Here is a 25486-nt window from a genome sequence, read left to right on the forward strand (position 1 = left end):
CTCTATTCTCTAACAAGATTTATAAACTTAGCATTTGTCAAAGAAGATAAAGTTCCTTCTTTACCCACACCCTGCCAGTCGGATATTTTCCCGTTTACATTAATTTTAATGCCAATGGAATTTGGTGTTTCGTATATTATATATTTAATATTACCGCTGTTAAACTCCAATTCGTTATCCGTATTTTGTTTTCTGAATTTGAATATCGCTTTATCTGCTTTTTCTGGATGGGAGGGATGTGCAAAAGAAACAAATTGATATTCGTCGTTTTGCTGAAAGGCGTAATACAAAATATTATCTGCTTTAAATACGATCACACGTCCTTTGCCATTTTTTGTGTCGAAAGCAAGTAATTTATTTTCTTTTAAACCAGTTTCGTAGAGCGATAAAGAGGTAAAAGAAACATATTTATTGTTCTCTAATCTCTTGCCTGTTATTTTTGAAAAAGGGCCTTGAGCAAATCCATCTTCTTCAAAACTGGATAACATTTTGACCTCTGTACCGGTAACGCTGTAGTGCTCGACGCCATGAAGAGCAGCCCCGCCGGAACTTGATGTTATGATGCGTTTGTATTTTGGATCAATCTCAAATGAGCCGCCGCGCAGGCAATTAGCATTATTATACATACTACTTATGCCTGGACTAGAGATAAAACCATTCGACGTATTGATAAAAATACTTGCTGTTGCTTGAGGTGAATAACAGCCTTCGTCCAAAATTTCTGTGTCAAAAATGATAATATCCGGTCTGCCATCAAAGTTAACATCGCCCAACACACGGATATTTTTATCAGAAATACTTTTGAATGCTATTGTTTTTGCTGTTTTACTGATTGGTAAGGAAGACAATTCTTTTGCACCATATTCCAGTACTGTTTTTTTACTTTCGTTATCTGTAAGCTTGTAATATTCTTTAATTTCTGAGTTTACTGTTTGTTGGGCAAAATACAAAGTATAACCTTTCATAAAATCATTAATGATATAAGCTTTTTGTGCATTTGCATTATAAAATACTGCACAAAGAAAAAGGAGTAAAGAAATCTTTAGTTTCATATTTGGTATATTGTATAAACGATTATATTTAATCTTCTGAAACTTCAAGTTTATCAAAATCTTCTATTTCAGATAATTTAAATAGTTTTGTTTTATTGATTTTTATTTCTCTCTTTTCAAATATTTCAGGTTCATCGATATTTGGGTTTGTGTTTTCATTTACTATTTTTCTTCTGGTTAAGAAATTGATGCTTGTTTCTGTAAGTACTGTAGGTCCGTGATTGCTGCTTGCATCGTATCCGATGAGTTCAAGATCTGAATTTTGAAGCCTAAACATGTATCTCCAATATCCGTATCTTCCGTGGGCATAATGTATAAAAAGTTTTCCTTTGATTATTTCAACGCCTAGGTCCGGTGCAAAATAAACTCCACCATCTTCATTTTCAGAAGAAAAACAGTTGTCATTTTTAACAGCCAGTTCGTAACCGTCGCCTTTGTTTAACAGAACAAGTATCCCCCTGCGATTGCGGTCTAACTGACCACGGTATTCGTCTTTAATGATCTCACTTTTGTTAGTGCCTTTTATAATCAGAACGCAGTCTTCAATTTTATCTTTATTTAAATCGCCATAAATGGTATCGAAGATTACATAACCTTTTGGAACGAAATCTGCAGGATTTTTGCTTCTTTCGGTTGATGAAACATTGTCTTCTGAAACTTCTTCTACCTGATTTAGGGTTTCCTGAATTTGCGCAGGCTCTTTTTTGCTTTTTGAATCATGACAACTTGTGTTTATTAATAGCAGTAGAGCTGTTCCTAAATAAAGTAGATATTTATTCATATAATTGGAGATAATGATTTTAGTAAGGTTTTTAAATTTAATTCTTTACTTTGGTTTTAGACTTTAATTTCCATTTTCCATTTCTCCCGACATATTCATAATCGTACATTCGTTTTCCGGTGCGGTCCTGAAAATGCTTTTTAATTGGTGTAATGGTAAGATCGGGTTTTAGATGATAACTGCCTTCTTCAGAAACTCCGAAAGCGCTGCCGTAAAGTTCCGTATTTATAGTGTTCGTTTCTTTGTCAAATTCAGGTCTGCTCCAAATATCAGTATCGTCAGCAGTATTGTACAGCCTCACGAGTTTTTGCTGATCCTGGTCGTTAATAAAAATGATGGTCCATTGATTTCCATTTACATTAGAAAACACCCAGCACAAAACATCTTCGTCGCCATCATTGTCAAAGTCAGCGATTTTGAAATTGGAAAACAGAATGTCATCGTCTAAATGCCATAAAAAAGGCTGGTAATCCATGTTTTCCTGAAACTGAAATTTGTTGTTTCTAAACTGATAAAGAGATGCTATCGAATCATTTTGGAGACGAAAAGAATATTTCAGGGGGATTTTTCCTTTTAACTCAAATTCACATTCTGGCTTTTCCTTAGTAAAATCAACTCCGGTCATGCTTAACGAATCAACAGGAAAATGGAGCTTAAATCCAATATTTTTTATAGAATCATTTTGTGCGTGTGAGCTAAAATAGGTCAATACAACCAATAAAAGCAATAAAAGATGTTTCATTATGGAGTAAACTATTTAAGAATTTTTAAGCGGAATTTACATTTTATAAAAACGGTTCATTTATTACAATTCTCTTTTTTTATGTGTTAATTACCCACTTTGGCATTAATATTATGTTTTTCAATGTATGCTTTTGCAACATTCATTAAAGCAGTAAATTTGGTATTAATATCCTTTTCAGTAGTGGCATCAAAATCTGCAATTGCTTTTTGTATCTGTTCTGCCGGGATTTTTTCATCTTGCATTTTAGCAATGGGTAAGTAACCTTCTTTTTGTTTGGCTATTGCGTAACTAAAAAGATCTTTTGATGCAGCAAGTAATTCCCTGTTATCATCGTCTTCTTTTATTTCGGCAATAGTTTTTTGTCGTTTTTCTAACTCGGTTATTTGAAACTGAAAGTAGTCGTAGTAAGAAGATGGTACCATTTTTTTAGTAGCATCATCATAAACCTGTGGTTCAGATTCTAACTGGCGATTGATTTGCGTGCTGCCAAAACTAGATAAGAGGTTGGAATTTAGTACTGCTATTTCAAAAGTTTTTTCTGGTGTGTAGTTGTTGCACGAAGTAAAAAACATACTTCCTGTAAGTATTGCTATTAATACGATTACTGTGTTTAATTTCTTTTTCATTTTAAAGTTTATTTGTAAAATTTTGTTATTCATTCGTTTAAATATAAAATTCAGTTTTTTATCCTTTTAGGATTTTACTTTTCTCTGCTTCAAATTCTTCGGAAGTTAAAATACCGGCATCCAAAAGTTCTTTCAGATCTAATAAAGCTTTTTTCTTTCTTTCCATAGAATTTACTGTAGTGTTGTTTTCTTCTGTTGCAGCTGTTTTGATTGGAGTAACAACAGTTCCGGATGGCGCATGTTTTAGAATGAGCTCAGTAATTTCATTGAATCCTTTTACATTGGAGTAATCAATAGCTTTTTGTTCTTTCACGTTTACTATTGTGGCATCGGCTTTGTTTTCAAGTAGGTATTTAACGACATCTTTTTTACCGCTTGCCGCGCTGTAATGCAAAGGTGTATTTCCTGATTCATCTTGTATGTTGATGTTTGCTCCGGCATTAATTAGTAATTTTACCATACTCAGATTGCCTTTTTTTGTGGCAATATGCAACAGGCTTTCGCCACCATAACTGTAACTGCTGTTGAGCGTAAAACTAGAATCGACTGCTATATTCGTTGCACTGACGATCCAATCCAGGTAATCGTTCATCGATGAAGTATCTTCGGCTACTGGTTTGCTAAAGTTGACATCGACACCATGGTCTAAAAACAAACTCACAATTTCTTTTTGATTGTTGCTGCAGGCATACCAAATTGGCGAATGACCGCTATTATTTGATGTAAATACATCAGCGCCTTTTTCGACTAATAATTTGGCCAGCATTCTGTTCGTCTCATAACAGGCAATCAACAACGCATTTTCGCCAGCATGATTCAGGTGATTAATATCCGCGCCATTGTCCAGCAGCAACGTTACCATTGGTAAGGATTTGGTATAACACGCAAAAATCAAGGGAGTATTGCCTTGTTTGTCAGTGGCGTTAATATTGGCGCCTTTGTCTAAAAGCAACTGTATGATTTCTCGATTTTGTTTTCCGGACGCAATCAAAAGAGGCGTCTCGCCATTGTTATTCAAAAGATCGACGTCAATTCCGGCTTCTAATAATTTTGAAGCTATTTCGACTTGTGCAGTCTGAACCGTCAAATGTAGAAGACTGTTGCCATTTTTGTCGTTGATTTCAATTTTTGCACCATTCTCTAAAAGATAGAGCGCCGTTTGTTTTTGCTTTTGCAAGCAGGCGAAGAACAAAGGTGTTTCTCCTTGATGATCTTCATAATTGATATCGGCACCATCTTCACATAATAGTTTTACAATATCGAGATATCCCCTGTGGGCGGCATAATGCAAAGCTGTTCTTCCTTTTTCATCAGTATATTTTACATCAACTTCTTTATTTTGAAGAAGTAATTCGGCTATTTTTCTGTTGCCGTTTTCACAGGCAATTATAAATGACATCGACATATAGTGCTATTTTTTATATAAATTTTGTTGTTAGGATTTCATCAAAAGTTCGACTGTTTTTATTTTCAGGTTGTCTCCTGAAGCAATCATTAATGCCGTTTCGTCCTTATCATTGGTGATGTCCTTATTAGCGCCATTCTCTAGTAATAACTTTACTTTTCTGTATGTTTCTTTTGCAGCTTCGGCGTCATAATTTACGTTGTAATCGCAAACTTTATGCAATAATGTGTTGCCTTCGTTATCCTGTTCGTTGAGGTCAATAGAGGAAGTATCCAAAACAGATTTTAGAATAGTCGCTTTTTTTTCTGCGATATAATCCAATGCTGATTTTGGTTTTCCGTAATATTGAGCACAAAAATGGAGATCAGCACCATCTGATAATAATCGTTCTAAAAACTTTAAGCTGCTTTCTGAATCTGACATCGATCGGATGTATTCCGTTAATAACGTTCTGCCATCTTTGTTGATAATGTTGAAATTTGCTGTTGTAGCAGCTGCTAACAGATCGTACATCTCAAAAGAAGATTGCTCGGCAACAGCATAATAAAAAGCATTGTTCTCAAGATTGTCGGTTTCATTTGCATCTGCACCATTTTCGAGCAATATCGAAATGTATTCTTTTTTGACCTTTTTTACCGCACAAAGTAACGGTGTGGTGCCAACAATATTTTTTTCATTAATATCCAGACCGTTTTCCAGTAATAAATTAATGTAGGCTATCCCTTTTTCCGAATCTAAACCATAAATATTGATAACGCGGTAAATTAAATTTTCTCCCGCATTGTTTTTGAATTGGGTGTTACAGCCGGAATCTTCAATCAGACTTTTGATGATGAGTACAGCAGCTCCTTTCTCTATGCAATATCCTAATAAAGTCTGGTCGCTGACTTCATCATTAATATTATCCATTTTTGACATTAGTGCTTTAAAAAAAGAAACAGATTCTTCGTCGTCCTTTAAATCCCTGGCAACAGTACTGAAAATAGATTTATCAAAATTGTCCAGTTCATAGATATCAGTTTCAATAAATCCGGCTTTTATGAGCGCGTCTATTAAATCAATCGCTTTTGCATTAAAAATTTTGGCTGTTATTTGAGAAAAATTGTTTTTAAGGTATTGCTCAGAAAATGATTCTCCGTTTTTAAGTGCTTCTCTGGCAGCATCAAAATTGCCCTGAAAAATGTACTCTTCTATTTTGTTTTGTGTAGACATGTGAAAAAAATTATGAAAATGAAAGATAAAACTTAATTATTACTTATTTGAATTTGTCGGATAAAAAAATCGCTGCGAAGATTAAAACGCAAAACATATAAATGTAGTTTAAAAAAATAAAATAAATTGAACAGTGAAAGTCATAAAACTAATAGAATAGGGTATTTTGTTGAAGTAATATTGAAGTTATTTCATGGCAATTCAGCTTGAAAATGTTTCATAAAAAGCTTGTTTTTTGTGAAACAAAGGGCGTTTTTTTATTTAACAAGTCTTTAGTTTTAATGCATAAAAAAGCAAACTAAAAAAAATACTATCTTTACGGATTCAAACGTTTATGAACTTAAGCTGCATTTGCGGCACTACATATAAAATTATGGCATGTACAAGTTGTTCAACCTCAGATGGTGGTGCACCAAAGGGTTGTAAAAATAATGGGACTTGCGGCACCGATAGCTGCAATAAATTGACGGTTTTTGACTGGCTCGCAAACATGAGCCCATCTAATGGAGAGGCGATTTTTGATTGTGTTGAGGTTCGTTTTAAAAACGGACGTAAGGAATTTTTTAGAAATTCAGAAAAATTAACTTTAAGTATTGGTGATATTGTAGCAACTGTTGCATCACCAGGCCATGATATTGGAATTGTAACTTTGACAGGCGAATTGGTAAAAATTCAAATGAAAAAGAAAGGTGTAAACCACGAAAGCAATGAAATTCCAAAAATTTACAGAAAAGCATCCCAAAAAGATATTGATATCTGGTCTGTAGCGCGTGATCGCGAAGAACCAATGAAAGTTCGTGCGCGTGAATTAGCGATTCAGCATAAACTCGAAATGAAAATTTCTGATATTGAATTTCAGGGAGACGGATCAAAAGCTACATTTTACTATACGGCAAATGACAGAGTCGATTTTAGACTTTTGATTAAAGATTTTGCTAAAGAATTCAGCACCAGAGTCGAAATGAAACAAGTTGGTTTCCGTCAGGAAGCAGCGCGTTTAGGTGGAATTGGTTCTTGCGGACGTGAACTTTGCTGTTCGACATGGCTTACAGATTTTAGAAGTGTCAATACATCAGCAGCACGCTACCAACAGCTTTCATTGAATCCGCAGAAATTAGCCGGACAATGCGGGAAACTAAAGTGTTGCCTGAATTATGAGCTTGATACCTACATGGATGCATTGAAAGATTTTCCGGACTATGACACTAAATTAGTGACAGAAAAAGGAGATGCCATCTGCCAGAAACAAGATATTTTTAAAGGATTGATGTGGTTTGCTTACACCAATAATTTTGCCAACTGGCATGTTTTAAAAATCGATCAGGTAAAAGAAATTATTGCCGAAAACAAACAAAAAAACAAAGTATCATCTTTAGAAGATTTTGCTATAGAAGTAGTTTCAGAGCCTGAAAAAGACTTTAATAACGCAATGGGTCAGGAGAGTCTAACTCGTTTTGATCAGCCAAAAAGAAAGAAAAAGCCAAGTCGCAAACGCAAACCAAATGCAGAAGCAGCGATTGTAGCAACTCCAAACAAACCTCAGGCCGCTCCAAATCAGAACAAACCGGCAGTTTCAAATCAGAACAAACCAGTAGGTGCAAATCAAAATAAACCTGCAGGAGGAAATCCGAATAAAGGAAACAAACCGAATAATAACAAGCCGAATAAACCGAACAATTCTAATGATAATAAACCGGCTGAACCTAGAAAACCTATAATTATTACTAAAAATGAGAATAAAAAATAGCGCGATTCTTCTTTTGGTGGGAATTCTTCTTTTTTCTTGTGATAAAAAAAGAGTGTTTGATGAGTATAAATCTGTTGGAAGTGCCTGGAACAAAGACAGTATTGTAACTTTTGACCTGCCGGTTTTAGATTCAACCAAAAAATACAATTTATTTATAAATTTGAGGGACAATAACAATTATCCGTTCAAAAATTTGTTTTTAATTGTGGCTATTGAAACACCAAGTGGTTTCACCAAAGTAGATACTTTAGAATATGAGATGGCAAAACCGGACGGAACCTTGTTAGGAAACGGTTTTACGGATATAAAAGAGAGTAAACTGTATTATAAAGAAGATGTAAAGTTTACAGGAAAATATAAAGTACACATCAAACAGGCCGTGAGAGAATCAGGAAAAATTCCGGGTGTTCAGGCTTTAGAAGGTATTACAGACGTAGGTTTTAGAATAGAACAAAAAGATTAGAAAAATAGTTATGGCCACCAAGAAAAACAATCAGCCTAGTAATAAGGATATTAACTACTATAAAAAGAAATTCTGGAGATTTTTTGCTTATACCTTATTGGGTGTTTTAGCTTTCTTTTTATTTGCATCATGGGGATTATTCGGATCGATGCCTTCATTTGAAGATTTAGAAAATCCGGATTCTAATCTGGCTACAGAAATCATCTCGTCTGATGGAGTCGTAATTGGTAAGTATTTCAAAACAAACAGATCTCAGCTTAAATATTCAGATTTGCCAAAGAGTTTGGTAGAAGCATTGGTTGCTACCGAAGATGCTCGTTTTTATGACCATTCAGGTATTGACGGACGCGGAACTTTGAGAGCCGTTTTTAGTTTAGGAACGAATGGTGGAGCAAGTACTCTGACACAACAGCTGGCAAAACAATTGTTTCACGGAGAAGGATCTAAGTTTCTTCCATTCAGGATCGTACAAAAAATAAAAGAATGGATTATTGCCATTCGTCTGGAACGACAATATACTAAAAACGAAATCCTTGCAATGTATTGCAATGTATACGATTTTGGAAATTATTCTGTTGGAGTAAGTTCTGCTGCACAAACGTATTTCTCTAAAGATCCAAAAGATTTAACGATGGACGAATCGGCTATTTTAGTCGGAATGTTCAAAAACTCAGGATTGTATAATCCGGTTCGTAATCCCGAAGGTGTAAAAAACCGTCGTAATGTCGTGCTTTCTCAAATGGAAAAAGCAAAGATGATTACAACTTCAGAAAAATTGAGATTGCAGGCTTTACCAATTGCATTAAAATTCAAATTAGAAAGTCACCGTGAAGGAACAGCTACTTATTTTAGAGAATATCTTCGTGATTATATGAAGAAATGGGTATCAGAAAACAAAAAACCAGATGGTTCAGATTATGACATTTACAAAGACGGTCTGAAAATTTATACTACTATCGATTCAAGAATGCAGGCACATGCTGAAGAAGCAGTTTCTGAACATATGAAAAATCTGCAACAGCAATTTTTTATTGAACAGAAAACCAATAAAAATGCACCTTTTGTCAATATTTCTCAAGCAGAAACGGACCGATTGATGATGCAAGCGATGAAAAATTCTACGCGTTGGGCTATCATGAAAGATATGGATAAAAGCGAAGATGATATCATTGCTTCATTCAAAGTAAAAACAAAAATGCGCGTATTCACCTGGAAAGGGGAACGTGATACTGTAATGACACCGCTTGATTCTATTCGTTATTTCAAACACTTTTTGCAATCCGGTGTAATGGCAATGGAGCCTCAGACCGGAAATATTAAAGCGTGGGTTGGCGGAATCAACTATAAATACTTTCAATACGATCACGTTGGGCAGGGAGCAAGACAAGTAGGTTCTACTTTTAAACCGTTTGTTTACGCAACAGCAATTGAGCAATTGAATATGTCTCCTTGTGACTCGATTCTTGACGGACCATTTATGATTCACAAAGGGCGTCACCACGTGACTGCAGACTGGGAACCTAGAAACTCAGACAACAGATACCGCGGCATGGTAACACTAAAACAAGGTTTGGCAAACTCTATTAATACGGTTTCGGCTAAATTAATTGACAGAACAGGTCCTGAAGCAGTGGTTGAATTAACGCATAAATTAGGTGTTAAAACCGAAATTCCTGCACAGCCTTCGATCGCTCTTGGTGCGGTTGATATCACGGTTGAAGACATGGTAGCTGCTTACAGCACATTTGCCAATCAGGGCGTATATGTGAAACCACAATTTTTAAGCCGTATCGAGAATAAAAGCGGAGAAGTTATTTATGAGCCAATTCCGGAATCTCATGATGTTCTGAATAAAGATATCGCCTTTGCAGTAATCAAATTGTTAGAGGGTGTTACTGAAACCGGCTCTGGTGCACGTTTACGTACGCAGGGTGGTGGAAGCGGAGACAAACGTTGGACAGGATATCCATACATGTTCAGAAATCCGATTGCAGGTAAAACAGGAACAACCCAAAACCAGTCTGATGGTTGGTTCATGGGTATGGTACCTAATCTTGTAACAGGAGTCTGGGTAGGTTGTGAAGATCGTTCAGCACGTTTTAAAAGTTTAACCTACGGACAAGGTGCGACAGCAGCATTACCTATTTGGGGTTATTTTATGAAACTTTGTTATGCTGATCCCGGACTTAAGATTTCGAAATCAGAGTTTGAACGACCAAAAAATCTTTCGATAAAAGTAGATTGTTATAGCGCCCCAAAAGTAAAGGATACAACAGCTACAGAACAAAATACAGACGAATTCGAACTGTAGTATAAATTCTTTTCTAAAAATATAAATATCCTTTTGTGCTTTCTGAATTTTTGGAAGCTGCAAAAGGATATTTTTTTTTAAATAAGTCATCTTACCGCAAAGAGTACTAAGGTTTACGCAAAGTCCGCAAGTTATTTATAAAAATAGCTTTGCGGACTTTGCGGTTAGATCATCGATTTTATTTTTACGAAATCGTTATAATTTGATCTAAAAATGGTATTTTTATCAAAAATATACAGTTATAAAGACAGTTTGTTATGATTACAAAAAAAGTAAATAACGTTCAGGATGCTACAGAAGGAATCGAAAGCGGAATGACCATTATGTTTGGTGGTTTTGGTTTATGTGGAATTCCTGAAAATACGATTGCAGCATTAGTAAATACAACAATTTCAGATTTAACCTGTATTTCGAACAATGCCGGAGTAGATGATTTTGGTTTAGGATTGCTTTTACAGAAAAAACAAATCAAAAAAATGATTTCGTCTTATGTTGGCGAAAATGCCGAGTTCGAACGTCAGATGCTTTCAGGAGAATTAGAGGTAGAACTTACTCCACAAGGAACTTTGGCCGAACGCTGCCGTGCTGCCCAAGCCGGAATTCCTGCTTTCTTTACACCGGCAGGTTACGGAACTGAAGTTGCTGAAGGAAAAGAAGTTCGTGAATTCAACGGAAAAATGCACATTATGGAACAAGCTTTTAAAGCTGATTTTGCCATTGTAAAAGCATGGAGAGGTGATGAAGCTGGCAATCTGATTTTTAAAGGTACAGCCAGAAATTTTAATGCGTGTATGGCAGGAGCTGCAAAAATAACCATAGCCGAAGTAGAAGAATTGGTTCCGGTGGGAACATTAGACCCCAATCAGATCCATATTCCGGGAATTATGGTTCAGCGCATCTTTCAGGGAGAGAAGTTTGAGAAAAGAATCGAGCAGAGAACAGTAAGACAAAGAGCGTAATTAGATAATTAGAAAATGTGATAATGAGATAATTAATAGATTGCGCAAAGTATAGCATCATCTAATTATCAAATTGACTAATTGGCACATTAAAAAAAAAATGACACATTCAGTTTATGTTAACAAAAGAAGATATTGCAAAACGAATTGCGAAAGAAGTAAAAGACAGGTATTTTGTAAACTTAGGAATCGGCATTCCGACTTTGGTGGCGAATTATGTCAGGGAAGATATTGCGGTTGAGTTTCAGAGTGAAAACGGAGTTCTTGGCATGGGACCATTTCCTTTTGCGGGAGAGGAAGATGCTGATATTATCAATGCAGGAAAACAAACGATTACAACACTTCCCGGAGCCAGTTTTTTCGATTCGGCTTTTAGTTTCGGAATGATCCGAAGCCAGAAAGTAGACTTGACGATTTTAGGTGCGATGGAAGTTTCAGAGAACGGAGATATTGCCAACTGGAAGATTCCCGGTAAAATGGTAAAAGGAATGGGAGGCGCAATGGATTTGGTGGCTTCTGCCGAAAATATCATCGTAGCCATGATGCACGTGAACAAAGCAGGGGAATCTAAAATTCTAAAAAAATGTACTTTGCCACTAACAGGCGTAGGGTGTGTTAAAAAAGTTGTAACTGAGCTCGCAGTGCTCGAAGTAACAGAAAAGGGTTTTAAGCTCTTAGAGCGCGCGCCAGGCGTTTCTGTAGAACATATCATCGCTTCGACAGAAGCTGATTTGATTATTGAAGGAGATATTCCTGAAATGGCTATTTAGTACCAAAGTATTTACGGCACAAAGACTCAAAGACACAAAGTTTTTAAAAAACAAAACCGCCTAATTTGGCGGTTTTTGTTTTTTATACTTTTTATAATTTCTTTGCGGCTTAGTGTCTTTGTGGCAAAAGTCTTTTTTTACAAATTAAAAGAAGCTCCTAAGCTAAAAGTAGTCTGGTTGTTCAAGTGATCAAAAACACCATTATTACTGCCGTATTTTGCAATAGGGAAACCAATTTCAGTGAAAACACCAAATCCGTCAGTAAAGAAATAACGACCGCCAACATGACCACCAAAATTATGTAATCCTAAACTTAAACCTGGGTAAACGTCTAATTCCTTAACACCAATAACACTGCTTAAATTAGCATTAATTCTTGCTTTCGCATCAAAACGATCACCAAAATCGGGTGTTCTTGTTGTTGATATTGAACTATTATAAAAGGTGTAGTCATCTACACCCAATAAGTAATTGGCAACAAAACCAAAAGAGAAGTTTTCTCCTAAACCGAAATCAACAGAACCCTGAATTCCCGAACCACCATCTTGTATGTTAGCACCAACGTTAACCTTAACATCTCCTTTTCCTTTAAAAGCTTCTTGAGCTTGTGTGAATCCAAATGATACTAAAAACAAAAGTGTAATTACCTTTTTCATAAACTTAAATTTTAATTTTTAAAGTGCAAAAATAACCTTTTACGGATTAATTCCTACCTTTTTCAGTAGAATACAATTCGTTCAACGGATCACTTTGCCAGAATTCCTTGGTCTCGACGTTCATAATTGTCAAGGGGCCTTTGAATGCGGCACCAGTATCTACATTCCAGATACAGGCCTTTTGTACCGGAACTGTTTTTCCAATTCGCGTTACCGGAGTATGACCTATAAAAATCTCTTTGTATACCGTAAAACGTTTTGGGTAAAACAAATCTTCTGTTTTGAGATTGGGATCTAATGAAAGTGCCATTTCCCAAAGTGTTCTGTCCCAGTAAAATAATTTTGAGAAAAACTCATATTTTACGCCATTTAAATTGGTGAAGCCGGCATGAACAAAGAGTCGGTTTTCATTGTCCAGGTGATAATCTTCTAAAGTTTCTAAAAAAGCAATATGAACTTGTTTCTTTTCTTCGCTTACTTTTTCATAGGCTAAAACCGTCGCTTCTCCACCGTGTTTGAACCACAAAGTTTCATCAATTTCTTCAGTTTTATTTTTAAACCAGGACAATAATAAATCATCATGATTTCCTCTGATACAAATGCAATTTTGCTTGCTTTTAAGATCTATCAAATAATCAATTACTTGCGGAGACTGGCTCCATCCATCAACATAATCACCTAAAAATATAAGAGTATCGTCAGTTGTAACCTGGGCTTTTTTCATCACTTGTTCAAGTGCGAGTAGTCCGCCGTGTATGTCGCCTATAACAAATGTTCGCATTTTTTATTATTTCGTGTAGAAAGACAAAAATAAAGAAAATGATTTGTTTGTGAACATTAAGTTGAGAATCTTTCGCCAGTATATTAAAGAATAGACAGGTTATAAGGAAGTCTAAGGAATTGTAATTTGTTGACATTCGTATAATTCGTGGCGATTTTTTTAAAATATTTTTGTCTCTCATTGTAATTATTTCGATGATAATTTATGATTATTTTCATCTCACATTCATGCTTTCCTGTTTAAATTTGTAGCATGTCTGAAACGCCTGTATATCGAAAAATTATCCATATTGATATGGATGCTTTTTATGCCTCCGTAGAGCAAATGGACAATCCTGCTTTACGCGGAAAACCTGTTGCTGTTGGCGGTTCAGAGAATAGAGGAGTAGTTTCTGCAGCCAGTTACGAAGCCAGGAAATTTGGCGTGAGAAGTGCGATTAGTGGTGTTTTGGCTAAAAAATACTGTCCTGAAATTATTTTTGTGCGTCCGCGTTTTGATCGGTACAAAGAAATTTCTGGCAAAATTCATGCAATCTTTCATGATTATACTGATTTGGTCGAGCCGCTTTCGCTCGATGAAGCTTATCTGGACGTAACCCAAAACAAAAAAGGAAACCCAAGTGCCAGTTTATTGGCTGAGGAAATCAGATTAAGAATTTTGAATGAGGTTGGAATCTCAGCTTCAGCGGGAATTTCAATCAATAAATTTGTGGCTAAAATTGCCAGCGATGTCAATAAGCCAAACGGACAAAAAACGGTAAATCCGGATGAAGTAGAAGCATTTTTAGAAGAATTGCCGATTAGGAAGTTTTATGGAGTTGGAAAGGTCACGACTGAAAAAATGTACCAATTGGGAATTTTTACTGGAACTGATCTTAAAAGCAAATCGATTGAATTTCTGGAAAAGCATTTTGGAAAATCCGGGGCTTTTTATTACAATGTAGTTCGCGGAATTCATAATAGCGAAGTAAAATCCCATCGTATTACTAAATCAGTTGCGGCAGAACATACCTTTGATATCAATTTATCTTCTGAAATTTTTATGCTGGAGCAGCTTGATAAAATTGCAGTTTCATTAGAAAAACGACTAAAAAAGCATAATATTTCGGGCAAAACGGTTACGCTTAAAATTAAGTATAGTGATTTTTCCCAGCAGACACGAAGTAAAACATTGCCTTATTTTATTTCGGATAAAAGCCTGATTCTCGAAACAGTAGAAGAATTGTTGTATCAGGAACGGATGAAAGATTCGGTTCGATTACTGGGGATTTCTCTGAATAACCTGAATACAGAAGAGAAGAAAGCAGTTATTGTGCAATTAAAATTTGCCTTTTAATCAATATTAAACAATCGTTAAATAGAAATGTTTTTTGTTTTATGATGAATTTTCGTTCTATCTTTGAGTCAAAAGATTTTTATATCATTAAATAATTTGAAATGAAAAAAGCGAATCTAGATGATGTTTCACATCGTAATTCAGTTCCTATTTTAGCATGGGATTTTCATTATGAATATCTAAATGAACTCAAAGCTATTTTTGCTGATCTGAAAAAAGTAAATAAGATTTCGAATCAGTTTACATGGAATGAAAAAAATCTTCAGATAGAAAAACGAATTAAGGATGAAGTTGTAGTAGTGACAGATCTTGATTTAAAGATTGTTTTCGCCTCAAACCGGATAAAACGGATGACAGGATACAAAGAAGACGAAGTCTTGGGAAAAACGCCTAAAATGTTTCAGGGACCGGAAACTTCTAAAGTTGTTTTGAAAGAAATCAGAGCGGCAATCAAATTGCAAATTCCTTTTGAAAAAACAATCGAAAATTACAGAAAAGATGGCCGAACTTATAAGTGTAAAATTAATGGCGTTCCGGTTTTTAACTTAAAAGGAGAATTGACTCACTTTATTGCTTTCGAGAAGGAAGTTGCGTGAAATTTAACCGCAAAGTATATTGATTTTGCCACGAAGTCACAAAGACACAAAGTTTTTTATTCTCATATTTACTATATAAAAAAGGCGCAAAGAAAATAATCTTTGCGCCTTAGTGCCTTTGTGGCTATAGTATTTATAAGTTTTCAAAGAAATCATTTCCTTTATCATCTGTAATAATAAAAGCAGGGAAATCTTTAACGGTAATTTTACGAACCGCTTCCATTCCTAATTCTTCGAAGTCAACAACTTCAACTTTCAGGATATTGTCTTGCGCTAAAATAGCCGCTGGACCACCAATTGAACCCAAATAGAATCCGCCGTATTTGTTACACGCATCTGTTACTTGTTTGGTACGGTTTCCTTTTGCCAGCATAATCATACTTCCGCCGTGTTTCTGGAATTCATCCACATAAACGTCCATACGTCCGGCAGTGGTTGGCCCAAAACTTCCAGAAGCCATTCCTTCCGGAGTTTTTGCAGGTCCCGCATAATAAACCGGGTGATTTTTAAAGTATTCCGGCATTGGTTTACCCGCTTCCAGTAATTCTTTGATTTTTGCATGTGCAATATCACGGGCAACAATTACAGTTCCGTTTAGTTTTAAACGAGTTTTAATTGGATATTGAGATAATTTAGCTAAAATTTCTGCCATTGGCTGATCTAAGTCAATTTCAACCGGAGCTTCTAAATGTGGCGCTGTTTCCGGTAAAAATTGTTTTGGATTTACTTCTAATTGTTCAACGAAAATTCCGTCTTTAGTTATTTTTCCTTTAATGTTTCTATCAGCAGAACAAGAAACTCCTAATCCAACCGGACAAGAAGCCGCGTGACGTGGCAAACGAATAACACGAACGTCATGCGTAAAATATTTTCCGCCAAACTGAGCGCCAATAGCACTTTCCTGGCAAATTTGCTGCACTTTTTGCTCCCATTCGATATCACGGAAAGCCTGACCGGCCATGTTTCCTGAAGTAGGCAGATGGTCATAGTATCCTGCAGATGCTTTTTTAACAGCGCTTAAGTTGGCTTCTGCAGAAGTTCCCCCAATTACTAAAGCTAAATGGTAAGGAGGACAAGCTGAAGTTCCTAAGTCTTTTATTTTTGCGCGAACAAAAGCATCCATTGATTTTTCATTCAATAATGATTTTGTTTGTTGGTATAAGTAGGTCTTATTCGCAGATCCGCCACCTTTTGCCATGAATAAAAATTCATACGAAGTTCCTTTTTTAGCATAAATATCAATTTGTGCCGGAAGATTTGATCCTGAATTTTTTTCTTCAAACATCGAAATCGGAACAATTTGCGAGTAACGCAGATTACGTTTTTGGTACGTGTTGAAAATTCCTCTGCTCAGCCATTCTGCATCATCAACACCCGTAAAGATGCTTTCTCCTTTTTTTGCCATTACGATTGCTGTTCCTGTATCCTGGCAGCTTGGCAATTGACCTTCGGCAGCAACAGAAGCATTTTGCAATAAATTATAAGCTACGAAACGGTCGTTATCTGTAGCTTCAGGATCGTCAAGAATTTTGCGAAGCTTCTGTAAATGCGTTGTTCTTAGCATAAACGAAACATCTGTCAGGGCTTCTTCAGCCAGTAATTCTAAACCTTTTGGATCAACAGTAAGAACTTCACGTTCTCCAAATTGTTCTACTTTCACAAAATCAGAAGTAATTTTGCGGTACTGTGTTTCATCCTTTAAAATAGGATAAGGGTCTTGGTATATAAAATCAATCATTGCTTTGTTTTTTACAAAGTTAGAAATTATTTACCTAAGAAAGAATTTGAATAAGCGATGTTTTAAAGTGTTTATTCTTGTTTGTGAAAGTCATCAAAACTCATTTTTTTCTCAAAATAAGTTTTGTCTTTTGCAGAAAGCAATTGTTTTTTATAATGATCTCCGTTTAAACGAAAAACAATTGAATCTGAATGTGTAACCATTCCCATATTTTCATCGTTATCATCCGGTACAAAAGAAACTGTTTTGCAGTAGAATGATTCAGGATTGGCTTTCGCAGAAGGATTTTCGAATTCGACCCAACTTCCCCAACCGCTATCAGACATCGTATACCAATCATAAACCAATTGTATATCACTGTTTTTTAAATAATACAAATAATGGTTTTGATTGTAACCGCAAGCCGGATATCCAAAACTAACCTGAACAAAGGGAGAACTTTTTGCATTTTCTGTACCCAATCCGTAAATGGCACTCCATTCAGATCCTTTGTCGGTTCCTTTTATGGTGATTTTTGAAGAGGTAGTTTTTGTTTTATTCTGATAGAAATCAAGTAAGTATTTTGACGTTACAATGCTGTCTTTATCTGCTTTCTGATCTAAAAGATAGGCCAAAATATAATTATCTTTTGATGTTTCTCCATAATCAGCAATAGAGATAGTATCTGTTTTTAAGAAACTTTCTTTAGCTGCAATTGATTCTGTTTGAGTTTGCGGAGTTGCAGCAATTGGCTGATCGGCTGGTTTTGGTTTTTGACAACCAATTAAAAGGCATGCGATAAAAAGGTATTGTGGTTTCATTAATTTGTGGTATTTTATTAATTCAACGAATTGAATTGGTTTTTATTTTTAAAACGGATTAAAATAGCGCGATTCCCTATTTTTAAACCGGATTAAAATCCGGCCCTACAATATAAATCGTTCCTCCGGAACTTTAAAAAAAGAGCCATAGGCTCGACCCATATTGTAGGGCTGGACTTCAGTCCAGTTTAGATAAAGATCCGGTTTAAATAAAATTATAGTAATTTTTCAAAAATATATTTTTCATCGAATTTGACATTAAATTTATTTAATAAAGAAATATATTCATCTTTAAAATTTTCTCTTTTATGATGCTCCTCTTGATTAGCAATATATTTATATACAGCATCAATGTGGAATTTGCTGTAGGAAAAAGCACCATACCCTTCTTGCCATTCGAATTTATGTTTTGTTAATTGATGATCATTTATAAATTTTGATGATTTCCCTTTTACAATTTTCATTAATTCCGAAATAGAAATTGTTGGCTTAAGGCTTAAAAGACAGTGAACATGATCTTCAGTCCCATTTACAATTAAGGTTTTGCAACCCGTTTCATTTATTAAATTTCCAATGACACTTAGTATTTTTGATTTGCAGTCACTTGTAATAATTGCTTCTCTATATTTTACTGCAAAAACAGCCTGAATATAAACTTGATGATAAGTATTTGACATTTTGTATTTGTTGGTAACGATTTAAATTCGCAACAATATTACAAAATATTCTTACAAATATTAAATTGTTCATCAGGAACTCCTAAAAAAAGAGTCGTAGGCTCGCCCTATATTGTAGGGCTGGACTTCAGTCCAGTTTAGATAAAATCCGGAATAAATCATAATGATTTAAAAAAACCAAGTCGCCACAAAAATCGCGGTAATAACACATATTAAATCTACCAAAAGCATTGTGCCTAAAGCATAACGGGTATTTTTGATATTCACAGAACCAAAATAAACGGCGATTACATAAAAAGTACTTTCGGCGCTACACTGAAAAATACTGCTTAGTCTTGCTGTTAAAGAATCTGCTCCGAATGTATTCATAGAATCAATTAAAAATCCGCGGGATCCTGCAGAACTAAAAGGGCGAAGCATGGCTACCGGTAATGCATTCGTAATTTCTTTACTTACACCCATATTCGAAAAAACAAATGCAATTGCGTCGCTAATAATTTCAAATAAACCGCTGTTTCTGAATAGAGAAATAGCCACTAACATTCCTAATACATAAGGAAAAATAGTGACACCGGTTTTAACTCCGTTGTTTGCTCCCACTACAAATGTCTCAAAAACAGTAGTATTGGCATCAGAGAATTTTTTTTCATGTTTAAAGGAGAAAACCAATGTAAAACCAATAATTCCAATTAAGATTAATCCGGAAAGGTTAGAAGTAAAGTAGTTTTTACCAATTAAATCCAGATGATTTACATACATCAATAAACCAACAATGGCTGCAATTAATCCCATTAAGACGATGACAAGAGAAGCGCTTTTGAAATTGATTTTTTGTTTAATTCCCACAATCAAAAATGCTGCAATAGTACCAATGAAAGAGGTAATAATACACGGAAGCATCACATCAGCAGGATTGGTGGCATTAGCGGCTGCGCGATAGCCAATAATCGAAGTTGCAATTAAAGTCAGACCAGAAGCGTGAAGACACATAAACATGATTTGGGCATCACTAGCTTTGTCTTTGTCAGGATTTATTTCCTGTAAACTCTCCATGGCTTTAAGTCCAAATGGAGTTGCAGCAGAATCTAATCCCAGAAAATTAGCTGCAAAGTTTAATGTCATGTAGGATATAGACGGATGATTTTTAGGAATACTCGGAAAAACCTTTACAAATACCGGACTCAGTACTTTAGCTAATTTTCCGGATGCACCTGAAATGATTAAAAGTTCCATCAATCCACAGAAAAAAGCCAGATAGGCAATAAGCGGTAAGATCAAATCGACTAAAGTACTTTTGCAGGTTGGTAATAAACCATCGGATTTTTGAAGGCCGCTGAAAATTTTGACAGTTTTATTTTTGTAAACATAAGTACTATCAGCATTAAGCGTGTCACGATTGATAATCATGGTTTGATTTGGTGCTTTTTTAATACTGTCTTTAATAAAAGCAGGAAGTTCATGAATGTATTTTTCAGAGACTAAAATAGGATCGTCTTTCTTCCCATTTATTACCGAATCAATAGTATAAGTGTTGGCAGTAAATAAACTGACCACAATAAAAACAATTGAAGAAATAAAAATGACTAACCAAAATCGACTTAATACCATAACTCTGTTTTTTTTGTAAATGTAATTATTTAACGATAAAATGCACAAAGATTTTATTGATGAAACCACAAGTATTGAGTTGAAACATCATTGATTTTGTGAAAAACCAAATTATTCAATAATAATTTTTGTTCCCAGGTAGTTTTCAAAAGATTGAATGCCTTCAAAAAGAGCTGTCTTTTTTTCGTTTTCCGTTATATCAAAAAATTGTGTTTCTATTTTTGCATGATCTTTTTTGATTGTTCGTTTCCACGTACCTATAACTTTTCCATTTTCGAGAATAATGGGTTTGAAAATTCCATTATTGGTAAACGCTTTAGCCTGATGTTCTGATAAAATAGAAGCTTCGCGGGTTTTGTATGAAATTAAAATCTCATCAAAAGCGGGAAGAAAGTGTACGCTTTCGCGGAAGTTGGTTACATCAGAAATCGCTTTTCCAAACCAATAGACCTGATTATCAATTTCAACCGAATTCAATTGCAATTCAATTGCGTTAACGGCTATCTTGCAGGTAGTTGGAGAAAAACCGGACCACCACGAAAAGTCAGGAAGTGTAGCAGGGCCGTGGCTTTCGAAGTAACGTTTGGCTAATTTTGCAAGTGCTTCTTCTTTTGTTAATTTGTTTTTGGGTTTAGCAACTCTTTCCTCAAGTAAGGAATAAGTAATTTGTTTGCCCTTCATTTTTCCATTACAAACCAGCCCGTCCAATTCTGCATTCATCATTATGGCGGCACTTAAAAAATCATCACTCGACGTTTTTTTGATATTGAGTTCCTGCATGATTTCATCGCGTGTGAGATGATTGTTTCCTGATAACAATTTTTCGATAGCCATATTAGTCTGATCTAATTTTTTGGCATCATAACCATATTTTTTAGCGGCAGAAGCAGTAAATCTTTTGACTTGTGGTGCAGAAAGATCCAACATCCAGTAAATATCATCTGCAGAAACAAAATGCCAGGTGGGTCTAAGAATATGCGTCCGAATGATTTTCGCAGAATTAATGGTTTCTTCGATTGCCGCTTCAGTAGCGTCACATCTTGAACCAATCGCCCATTTTGCCATTGCATAATCCTGAGCCTGCATGGCACCAAGATGATGCACAATTTCCTGTGGAGAACTTTTACTTGTTTTGTATAACTTTTGAGAAACAAGACGATAATGAGATATTTCCTGATGTGTCATTTAGTAAAACATTTTAGTCTTTATGTAAGCTTTGCAGCTTTGTTCCTTTGCAGCTTTGTACCTAATAATTAAACATGAATAATCTCTTCATCAATCAATAGATCTTCACGGCGTAAACGCAGGAAAATCTGCGCTACAGCAATAGTATCTTTTTCACAATAAGTTACAATTCGGTCAATATCTTTCTCAACATAAAAAACATGACCAACCTGACTTCCGTCAATATCTCCTTTTGGAGAGGGAACGCCAAGAATTTTAGTCAGTAATTTTAAAGAAGTAAAATGTTTGTAATCACCAAATTTCCATAATTCTAAAGTATCTAAATGTGCAATTTCCCAGGGTTTTTTCCCAAATAAGTTCAGTTTGTCCGGAATCGCAATCTGATTGATAATCATACGTCGCGCAATAAACGGAATATCAAATTCCTTAGCATTATGACCACACAAAAGATGTTGAGGCTGATTGAAGTGATTGTTTAATAAATTATTAAAGTCTTTTAGAATCTTTTTTTCATCGCCAAAAAACGATGTTACCCTGAAATTCCTGATGTCACCTTTGATAGTAAAGTATCCAACCGAAATGCAGACAATTTTTCCAAATTCAGCCCAAATTCCGGCACGATCATAAAATTCTTCCGGCGTAAACTCCTCTTTTCTTTGGTATTGCGTTTTATGATCCCAAAGCGACTGCATTTCTGCGTCAAGCGAATTAAAGTTCTCTTCTTCCGGAACCGTTTCTATATCCAGAAACAGAATGTTATTAAGGTTTATTTTTTCAATCATAGTTGTTTGGTTTAACACGAATTACACGAATTGGTACAGATTACTTTGAATAAAACAATTACACATACTTACTTTTTGTAAATATAAAGCTATAATTTTAATTGGTACAAATCTGTAAAATTTGTGTTTTTAAAACAAACTCTGTTGTGTAGTTGGATTTTCGTGTTCGATTAGCCATTTTTTACGGGATAAACCACCAGCGTAACCTGTTAAGGAACCATTTGTACCAATAACGCGATGACAGGGAACTACAATCCATAACGGATTTTTGCCATTTGCCGATGCTACGGCACGAATTGCTTTTATATCGCCCAGTTTTTTAGTCTGGTCCATATAACTTATGGTTTTTCCGTATGGAATTTCCAGAAGTGATTTCCATACTTTTTGCTGAAATTCAGTTCCTTTTGGATTTAGTTTAAAATCGAAATGGGTTCTCTTTTTATCAAAATACTCCTGAAGCTGCGAAACAGCATCTTTTAAGACTTCCGGAATTTCTGTAGAAACGTCACTTGTACCGACATCTGAAACTGAAATTACAGCAACACCCTCTTTATCTCCAACAATTTTGGTGATTCCTAAAGGCGAATTGATATAGACTGTTTCCATAGTTTTTAATTTAACCGCAAAGATGCAAAGGGTTTACGTAAAGTTCGCAAAGTTTTTTAAACCATGTAAGTTATATAAGTAAATTTAAGTTTTGGTTTTTATCACAGAGATTTTTCTTTTGACTGATTGTCACCCTGAACGAAGTCTAAGGCTTATGAATTTTGATGGGCTTCGACTTCGCTCAGCCTGACATTGTAGAATTTTAGTAATTTTCTAAACTAAATTGATAACCTAAACTGTTTTCAATTTTTTTACTTGAAATAACCTTCTTGATATTTGACTCTTCATTGTTGAATTTTGGCAAACTCAAATTATGATCTATTGCTTTTTGCGTGTAATATTCTTGTCTTGTGGGATGAAAAGGAGCAACAGCATTAAAAACGTCATTCCATTTTGATTGATTGATGATTTCTTCGATGATTGAAATACAATCATTTTGATGAATTAAGTTTACGGGAGCATCCGGGTTTTCGAGGTTTTCTTTTCCGGCCAGGAATTTTACAGGATGACGGTCTTCACCAATTAATCCGCCAAAGCGCAAAATAGTGGTTTCGAAGTTTTGATTGTTTTGTAAAACGGCTTCTGCTAAAAGCAATTGTTTGCCGCTTTCAGTTTCCGGATTCGGAATCGTTTCTTCAGTAATTAATTCGTTTTCATCTCCGTAAACTGAAGTTGAACTTACAAAAAGTACTTTTTTTATCGTTGATTTTTCTATAAATGGAATTAAATTCTGAATCTTCTCCACAAATATCTTTCGTGAAGGATCAGATAAATCAGCATTATTTCCTCGCAATTTTGGCGGAATATCAATGATTAGGATTTCGCTATTATTAAGGAAATCAATTATACTTTCTGAAGCTCTTTCGCTTTCAAGTGTTACCAAAAAAGGATTTATTCCAATATTTTCTAAAATCGAAAGTTTGTTTTCAGAAGTTGTAGATCCGTTTACTGAATGTCCTTTTTTGATAAGGGTTTTCGCTAAAGGTAAACCCAGCCAGCCGCAGCCTAAAATGCTTATTTTTTTCATTTTTTTTGAGGTTCAAAGGTTCAGAGGCGCAAAGTTACAAAGGTTCAAAGTGTTTTTTGAATTGCCTTCAGCTTTAGCTGGAAACTATTCAAATTTACTATTCATTTAAGCTTTGCGTCTTCGCGACTTTGCGAGATTAATTCGTATATCAAAAGAAAATCTTATTGAATATTCCATTGCAGATTGATTTCGTTTTGTAAAAAGGTAATAAAGTGATAAAAGTAATCCGGGTATTTCTGATTTTCGCGAATGGCAATAAAGTGTTTCCTTTTCAATCCGTTTTTTCCAATTTTAATGGCCTTAATTGGATTGTTTTTTAAATGTGGCAACAATGCCCATTTTGCCATCGACATTACGCCCATATCTGCTTTAACCATTTCGAGAGAAGCTTCGGTCAATGGCAACGGAGTGACTTTTTTTGGAGTAACTTTTGCCGGAGCTAAAATAAACTGATGAATGGTCACCGTTTCCATCGGGAGGGAGTGAATCAATAAATGTTCGTTGATAAAATCTTCGGCAACAACGTATTTTTTGTTCCCCCAGGCATGATTTTCAGAAACGGCCATCACAACTTCGTCCTGAAAAAGCTCAATATATTTGATGTTGTTGTCTTTGATCTGATCGCTGATAATCGCAATATCAATTACATTTTCTAATAGTTTTTGCAGTGGAATATGGGTTGCTTCTGTAACAATTTTTAAGTCTACATTAGGATACAAAAGGTGGAATTGTTTTAAAACCGGGGGAAGCCAGTGATAACTCGAAAAACATTCAGTACTAATTCTGATTTCGCCATGTTCGCCATATACCATTTGCTTGATTTGAGATTCAGTTGCTGAGAGTTTATCCAGAATCTCATTTGCGAGTTCGTATATTTTTTCGCCAGCCTTAGTCAAAACCAGCTTTTTGTTTGTTCGCAGGAAAATGGCAGTTCCCAATTGGTATTCGGCTTCTTTGAGCTGGTGGCTCAAGGCTGATTGCGTCAAATGCAATTTGTCAATTGCTTTGGTGATACTTCCTTCTTCGACAATTGCTTTTATTAATCGTAAATGACGTATTTCCATTTCTTGGGAGTTTAGATGCAAAGGAACAAAATTTTAGAATGGTTTTTCTATGAAAAAAAGTAATCAAACAGATGAATTCTTTTCGTTTTTATAGAAAAGGCTGTTGCATTACTTTTGAAAAACTAAAAATATAAAAAGTATAAAATGGAAGCACAAATTAAATATTACGAAAATAAATTGGCATTCGAAATGGATCCTTCTGATTTGTTTGATGCTTTGAATAACGGAGAAAAAATAGTCGTTATTGACGCCAGAAAAGCTTTTGGTTTTGAAGCTGAGCATATCCCGACCGCAATTAATATACCGCATCGTGAAATGACGATTGACAGTACAAAACACCTGGATACAGCGGTTTTGTATGTAACGTATTGCGACGGAATTGGTTGTAATGCTTCGACAAGAGGAGCATTGAATATGGCAAAATTAGGATTTAAAGTAAAAGAATTAATGGGCGGAATCGAGTGGTGGAAGTTCGACGGTTATGCCACTGAAGGAACAAACGGAATAAAAGCAGGTTTGAAGACTGAATGTGCCTGTTAAACAAAAAGGGCAAACTTTAG

General features: G+C 35.2%; 25 protein-coding genes. 8 read left to right on the plus strand and 17 right to left on the minus strand.

Annotated elements, in window-relative coordinates; translation table 11 throughout:
• Positions 1-2: 2 nt before the first annotated feature.
• From B0A67_RS07650 to B0A67_RS07675, 6 genes are all read right to left on the minus strand, one after another.
• Positions 3-1052, minus strand: a complete 1050-nt coding sequence (locus B0A67_RS07650; RefSeq protein ID WP_072957343.1) for an XAC2610-related protein — start codon at positions 1050-1052, stop codon at positions 3-5.
• A 28-nt stretch (positions 1053-1080) separates the two neighbouring features.
• A complete protein-coding gene (locus B0A67_RS07655) occupies positions 1081-1833 on the minus strand; it encodes a hypothetical protein (RefSeq protein ID WP_242670941.1) in 753 nt (250 codons plus the stop codon).
• A 37-nt stretch (positions 1834-1870) separates the two neighbouring features.
• Entirely contained in the window at positions 1871-2575 is a 705-nt protein-coding gene (locus B0A67_RS07660) for a hypothetical protein (RefSeq protein ID WP_072957340.1), read from the minus strand.
• Positions 2576-2661: 86 nt separating this feature from the next.
• Positions 2662-3204, minus strand: coding sequence for a hypothetical protein (locus B0A67_RS07665; RefSeq protein WP_123887364.1), 543 nt, complete (start codon positions 3202-3204; stop codon positions 2662-2664).
• 58 nt (positions 3205-3262) lie between these two features.
• Positions 3263-4609, minus strand: coding sequence for an ankyrin repeat domain-containing protein (locus B0A67_RS07670; RefSeq protein WP_072957333.1), 1347 nt, complete (start codon positions 4607-4609; stop codon positions 3263-3265).
• A gap of 30 nt (positions 4610-4639) precedes the next feature.
• Entirely contained in the window at positions 4640-5821 is a 1182-nt protein-coding gene (locus B0A67_RS07675; RefSeq protein WP_072957330.1) for an ankyrin repeat domain-containing protein, read from the minus strand.
• A 373-nt stretch (positions 5822-6194) separates the two neighbouring features.
• Between B0A67_RS07675 and B0A67_RS07680 the strand changes: the two genes are divergently transcribed.
• The 5 genes from B0A67_RS07680 to B0A67_RS07700 all read left to right on the plus strand — a co-directional run bounded on the left by B0A67_RS07680 (position 6195) and on the right by B0A67_RS07700 (position 12071).
• Positions 6195-7568: a PSP1 domain-containing protein gene (locus B0A67_RS07680; RefSeq protein ID WP_072957327.1), complete on the plus strand. Its 1374-nt coding sequence runs from the start codon at positions 6195-6197 to the stop codon at positions 7566-7568.
• A complete protein-coding gene (locus tag B0A67_RS07685) occupies positions 7552-8031 on the plus strand; it encodes a gliding motility lipoprotein GldH (protein ID WP_072957323.1) in 480 nt (159 codons plus the stop codon). The genes B0A67_RS07680 and B0A67_RS07685 overlap by 17 nt, the downstream gene beginning before the upstream one ends.
• Positions 8032-8041: 10 nt before the next feature.
• On the plus strand, positions 8042-10342 hold the full coding sequence (locus tag B0A67_RS07690; RefSeq protein WP_072957320.1) for a penicillin-binding protein 1A: 2301 nt from the start codon (positions 8042-8044) through the stop codon (positions 10340-10342).
• A gap of 257 nt (positions 10343-10599) precedes the next feature.
• Positions 10600-11301, plus strand: coding sequence for a CoA transferase subunit A (locus tag B0A67_RS07695; protein ID WP_072957316.1), 702 nt, complete (start codon positions 10600-10602; stop codon positions 11299-11301).
• 116 nt (positions 11302-11417) lie between these two features.
• Positions 11418-12071 carry a CoA transferase subunit B gene (locus B0A67_RS07700; RefSeq protein WP_072957312.1) on the plus strand — a complete coding sequence of 218 codons (654 nt, stop codon included), beginning with the start codon at positions 11418-11420 and terminating at the stop codon, positions 12069-12071.
• A 137-nt stretch (positions 12072-12208) separates the two neighbouring features.
• On the opposite strand, the gene B0A67_RS07705 is transcribed toward B0A67_RS07700, so the two are convergent.
• Both B0A67_RS07705 and B0A67_RS07710 read right to left on the minus strand, forming a co-directional pair.
• A complete protein-coding gene (locus tag B0A67_RS07705; RefSeq protein WP_072957309.1) occupies positions 12209-12727 on the minus strand; it encodes a DUF6646 family protein in 519 nt (172 codons plus the stop codon).
• A 46-nt stretch (positions 12728-12773) separates the two neighbouring features.
• A complete protein-coding gene (locus tag B0A67_RS07710) occupies positions 12774-13508 on the minus strand; it encodes a metallophosphoesterase family protein (protein WP_072957305.1) in 735 nt (244 codons plus the stop codon).
• A 252-nt stretch (positions 13509-13760) separates the two neighbouring features.
• On the opposite strand from B0A67_RS07710, the gene dinB reads away from it, so the two are divergent.
• Both dinB and B0A67_RS07720 read left to right on the plus strand, forming a co-directional pair.
• Complete coding sequence (gene dinB / locus B0A67_RS07715; RefSeq protein ID WP_072957303.1) at positions 13761-14843, plus strand: DNA polymerase IV; 1083 nt, start codon at positions 13761-13763, stop codon at positions 14841-14843.
• Positions 14844-14944: 101 nt separating this feature from the next.
• Positions 14945-15439, plus strand: a complete 495-nt coding sequence (locus B0A67_RS07720) for a PAS domain-containing protein (protein ID WP_072957300.1) — start codon at positions 14945-14947, stop codon at positions 15437-15439.
• Positions 15440-15572: 133 nt separating this feature from the next.
• Here the strand turns inward: B0A67_RS07720 and B0A67_RS07725 are convergent, their stop codons facing one another.
• The 9 genes from B0A67_RS07725 to B0A67_RS07765 all read right to left on the minus strand — a co-directional run bounded on the left by B0A67_RS07725 (position 15573) and on the right by B0A67_RS07765 (position 24926).
• Positions 15573-17177 carry a fumarate hydratase gene (locus tag B0A67_RS07725; RefSeq protein WP_072957296.1) on the minus strand — a complete coding sequence of 535 codons (1605 nt, stop codon included), beginning with the start codon at positions 17175-17177 and terminating at the stop codon, positions 15573-15575.
• A 71-nt stretch (positions 17178-17248) separates the two neighbouring features.
• Positions 17249-17977 (minus strand): hypothetical protein, encoded by a 729-nt coding sequence (locus tag B0A67_RS07730; protein WP_072957293.1) that lies wholly within the window; start codon positions 17975-17977, stop codon positions 17249-17251.
• Between the two features lie 215 nt (positions 17978-18192).
• Positions 18193-18654, minus strand: coding sequence for an IS200/IS605 family transposase (gene tnpA / locus B0A67_RS07735; protein ID WP_072957289.1), 462 nt, complete (start codon positions 18652-18654; stop codon positions 18193-18195).
• Positions 18655-18822: 168 nt separating this feature from the next.
• Positions 18823-20262: a nucleoside recognition domain-containing protein gene (locus B0A67_RS07740; RefSeq protein ID WP_072957286.1), complete on the minus strand. Its 1440-nt coding sequence runs from the start codon at positions 20260-20262 to the stop codon at positions 18823-18825.
• Positions 20263-20373: 111 nt separating this feature from the next.
• On the minus strand, positions 20374-21447 hold the full coding sequence (locus B0A67_RS07745) for a winged helix DNA-binding domain-containing protein (protein ID WP_072957284.1): 1074 nt from the start codon (positions 21445-21447) through the stop codon (positions 20374-20376).
• A 68-nt stretch (positions 21448-21515) separates the two neighbouring features.
• Positions 21516-22229, minus strand: a complete 714-nt coding sequence (locus tag B0A67_RS07750; RefSeq protein ID WP_072957281.1) for a 3'-5' exonuclease — start codon at positions 22227-22229, stop codon at positions 21516-21518.
• Positions 22230-22358: 129 nt separating this feature from the next.
• The gene (locus B0A67_RS07755) at positions 22359-22835 is read right to left on the minus strand and encodes a methylated-DNA--[protein]-cysteine S-methyltransferase (RefSeq protein ID WP_072957278.1); all 477 of its coding nucleotides are present in this window, start codon (positions 22833-22835) and stop codon (positions 22359-22361) included.
• Positions 22836-23037: 202 nt separating this feature from the next.
• A complete protein-coding gene (locus tag B0A67_RS07760; protein ID WP_072957275.1) occupies positions 23038-23862 on the minus strand; it encodes an SDR family oxidoreductase in 825 nt (274 codons plus the stop codon).
• 161 nt (positions 23863-24023) lie between these two features.
• Entirely contained in the window at positions 24024-24926 is a 903-nt protein-coding gene (locus tag B0A67_RS07765; protein WP_072957272.1) for a LysR family transcriptional regulator, read from the minus strand.
• 144 nt (positions 24927-25070) lie between these two features.
• On the opposite strand from B0A67_RS07765, the gene B0A67_RS07770 reads away from it, so the two are divergent.
• Entirely contained in the window at positions 25071-25466 is a 396-nt protein-coding gene (locus B0A67_RS07770) for a rhodanese-like domain-containing protein (RefSeq protein ID WP_072957269.1), read from the plus strand.
• The last annotated feature ends 20 nt before the right edge of the window (positions 25467-25486 follow it).

The organism is Flavobacterium aquidurense (genome assembly GCF_002217195.1).
In the GTDB taxonomy this organism is placed as follows: domain Bacteria; phylum Bacteroidota; class Bacteroidia; order Flavobacteriales; family Flavobacteriaceae; genus Flavobacterium; species Flavobacterium frigidimaris.

Bases quoted from the DNA above. Each gene is read 5' to 3' on its own strand.
- B0A67_RS07760 (WP_072957275.1), bottom strand. From the start codon at position 23,862: ATGAAAAAAATAAGCATTTTAGGCTGCGGCTGGCTGGGTTTACCTTTA.
- B0A67_RS07740 (WP_072957286.1), bottom strand. From the start codon at position 20,262: ATGGTATTAAGTCGATTTTGGTTAGTCATTTTTATTTCTTCAATTGTT.
- B0A67_RS07730 (WP_072957293.1), bottom strand. From the start codon at position 17,977: ATGAAACCACAATACCTTTTTATCGCATGCCTTTTAATTGGTTGTCAA.
- B0A67_RS07745 (WP_072957284.1), bottom strand. From the start codon at position 21,447: ATGACACATCAGGAAATATCTCATTATCGTCTTGTTTCTCAAAAGTTA.
- B0A67_RS07665 (WP_123887364.1), bottom strand. From the start codon at position 3,204: ATGAAAAAGAAATTAAACACAGTAATCGTATTAATAGCAATACTTACA.
- B0A67_RS07720 (WP_072957300.1), top strand. From the start codon at position 14,945: ATGAAAAAAGCGAATCTAGATGATGTTTCACATCGTAATTCAGTTCCT.
- B0A67_RS07765 (WP_072957272.1), bottom strand. From the start codon at position 24,926: ATGGAAATACGTCATTTACGATTAATAAAAGCAATTGTCGAAGAAGGA.
- B0A67_RS07695 (WP_072957316.1), top strand. From the start codon at position 10,600: ATGATTACAAAAAAAGTAAATAACGTTCAGGATGCTACAGAAGGAATC.
- B0A67_RS07725 (WP_072957296.1), bottom strand. From the start codon at position 17,177: ATGATTGATTTTATATACCAAGACCCTTATCCTATTTTAAAGGATGAA.
- B0A67_RS07670 (WP_072957333.1), bottom strand. From the start codon at position 4,609: ATGTCGATGTCATTTATAATTGCCTGTGAAAACGGCAACAGAAAAATA.
- B0A67_RS07755 (WP_072957278.1), bottom strand. From the start codon at position 22,835: ATGGAAACAGTCTATATCAATTCGCCTTTAGGAATCACCAAAATTGTT.
- B0A67_RS07660 (WP_072957340.1), bottom strand. From the start codon at position 2,575: ATGAAACATCTTTTATTGCTTTTATTGGTTGTATTGACCTATTTTAGC.
- B0A67_RS07680 (WP_072957327.1), top strand. From the start codon at position 6,195: ATGGCATGTACAAGTTGTTCAACCTCAGATGGTGGTGCACCAAAGGGT.
- B0A67_RS07675 (WP_072957330.1), bottom strand. From the start codon at position 5,821: ATGTCTACACAAAACAAAATAGAAGAGTACATTTTTCAGGGCAATTTT.
- B0A67_RS07685 (WP_072957323.1), top strand. From the start codon at position 7,552: ATGAGAATAAAAAATAGCGCGATTCTTCTTTTGGTGGGAATTCTTCTT.
- B0A67_RS07770 (WP_072957269.1), top strand. From the start codon at position 25,071: ATGGAAGCACAAATTAAATATTACGAAAATAAATTGGCATTCGAAATG.
- B0A67_RS07655 (WP_242670941.1), bottom strand. From the start codon at position 1,833: ATGAATAAATATCTACTTTATTTAGGAACAGCTCTACTGCTATTAATA.
- B0A67_RS07690 (WP_072957320.1), top strand. From the start codon at position 8,042: ATGGCCACCAAGAAAAACAATCAGCCTAGTAATAAGGATATTAACTAC.
- B0A67_RS07705 (WP_072957309.1), bottom strand. From the start codon at position 12,727: ATGAAAAAGGTAATTACACTTTTGTTTTTAGTATCATTTGGATTCACA.
- B0A67_RS07750 (WP_072957281.1), bottom strand. From the start codon at position 22,229: ATGATTGAAAAAATAAACCTTAATAACATTCTGTTTCTGGATATAGAA.
- tnpA (WP_072957289.1), bottom strand. From the start codon at position 18,654: ATGTCAAATACTTATCATCAAGTTTATATTCAGGCTGTTTTTGCAGTA.
- B0A67_RS07710 (WP_072957305.1), bottom strand. From the start codon at position 13,508: ATGCGAACATTTGTTATAGGCGACATACACGGCGGACTACTCGCACTT.
- dinB (WP_072957303.1), top strand. From the start codon at position 13,761: ATGTCTGAAACGCCTGTATATCGAAAAATTATCCATATTGATATGGAT.
- B0A67_RS07700 (WP_072957312.1), top strand. From the start codon at position 11,418: ATGTTAACAAAAGAAGATATTGCAAAACGAATTGCGAAAGAAGTAAAA.
- B0A67_RS07650 (WP_072957343.1), bottom strand. From the start codon at position 1,052: ATGAAACTAAAGATTTCTTTACTCCTTTTTCTTTGTGCAGTATTTTAT.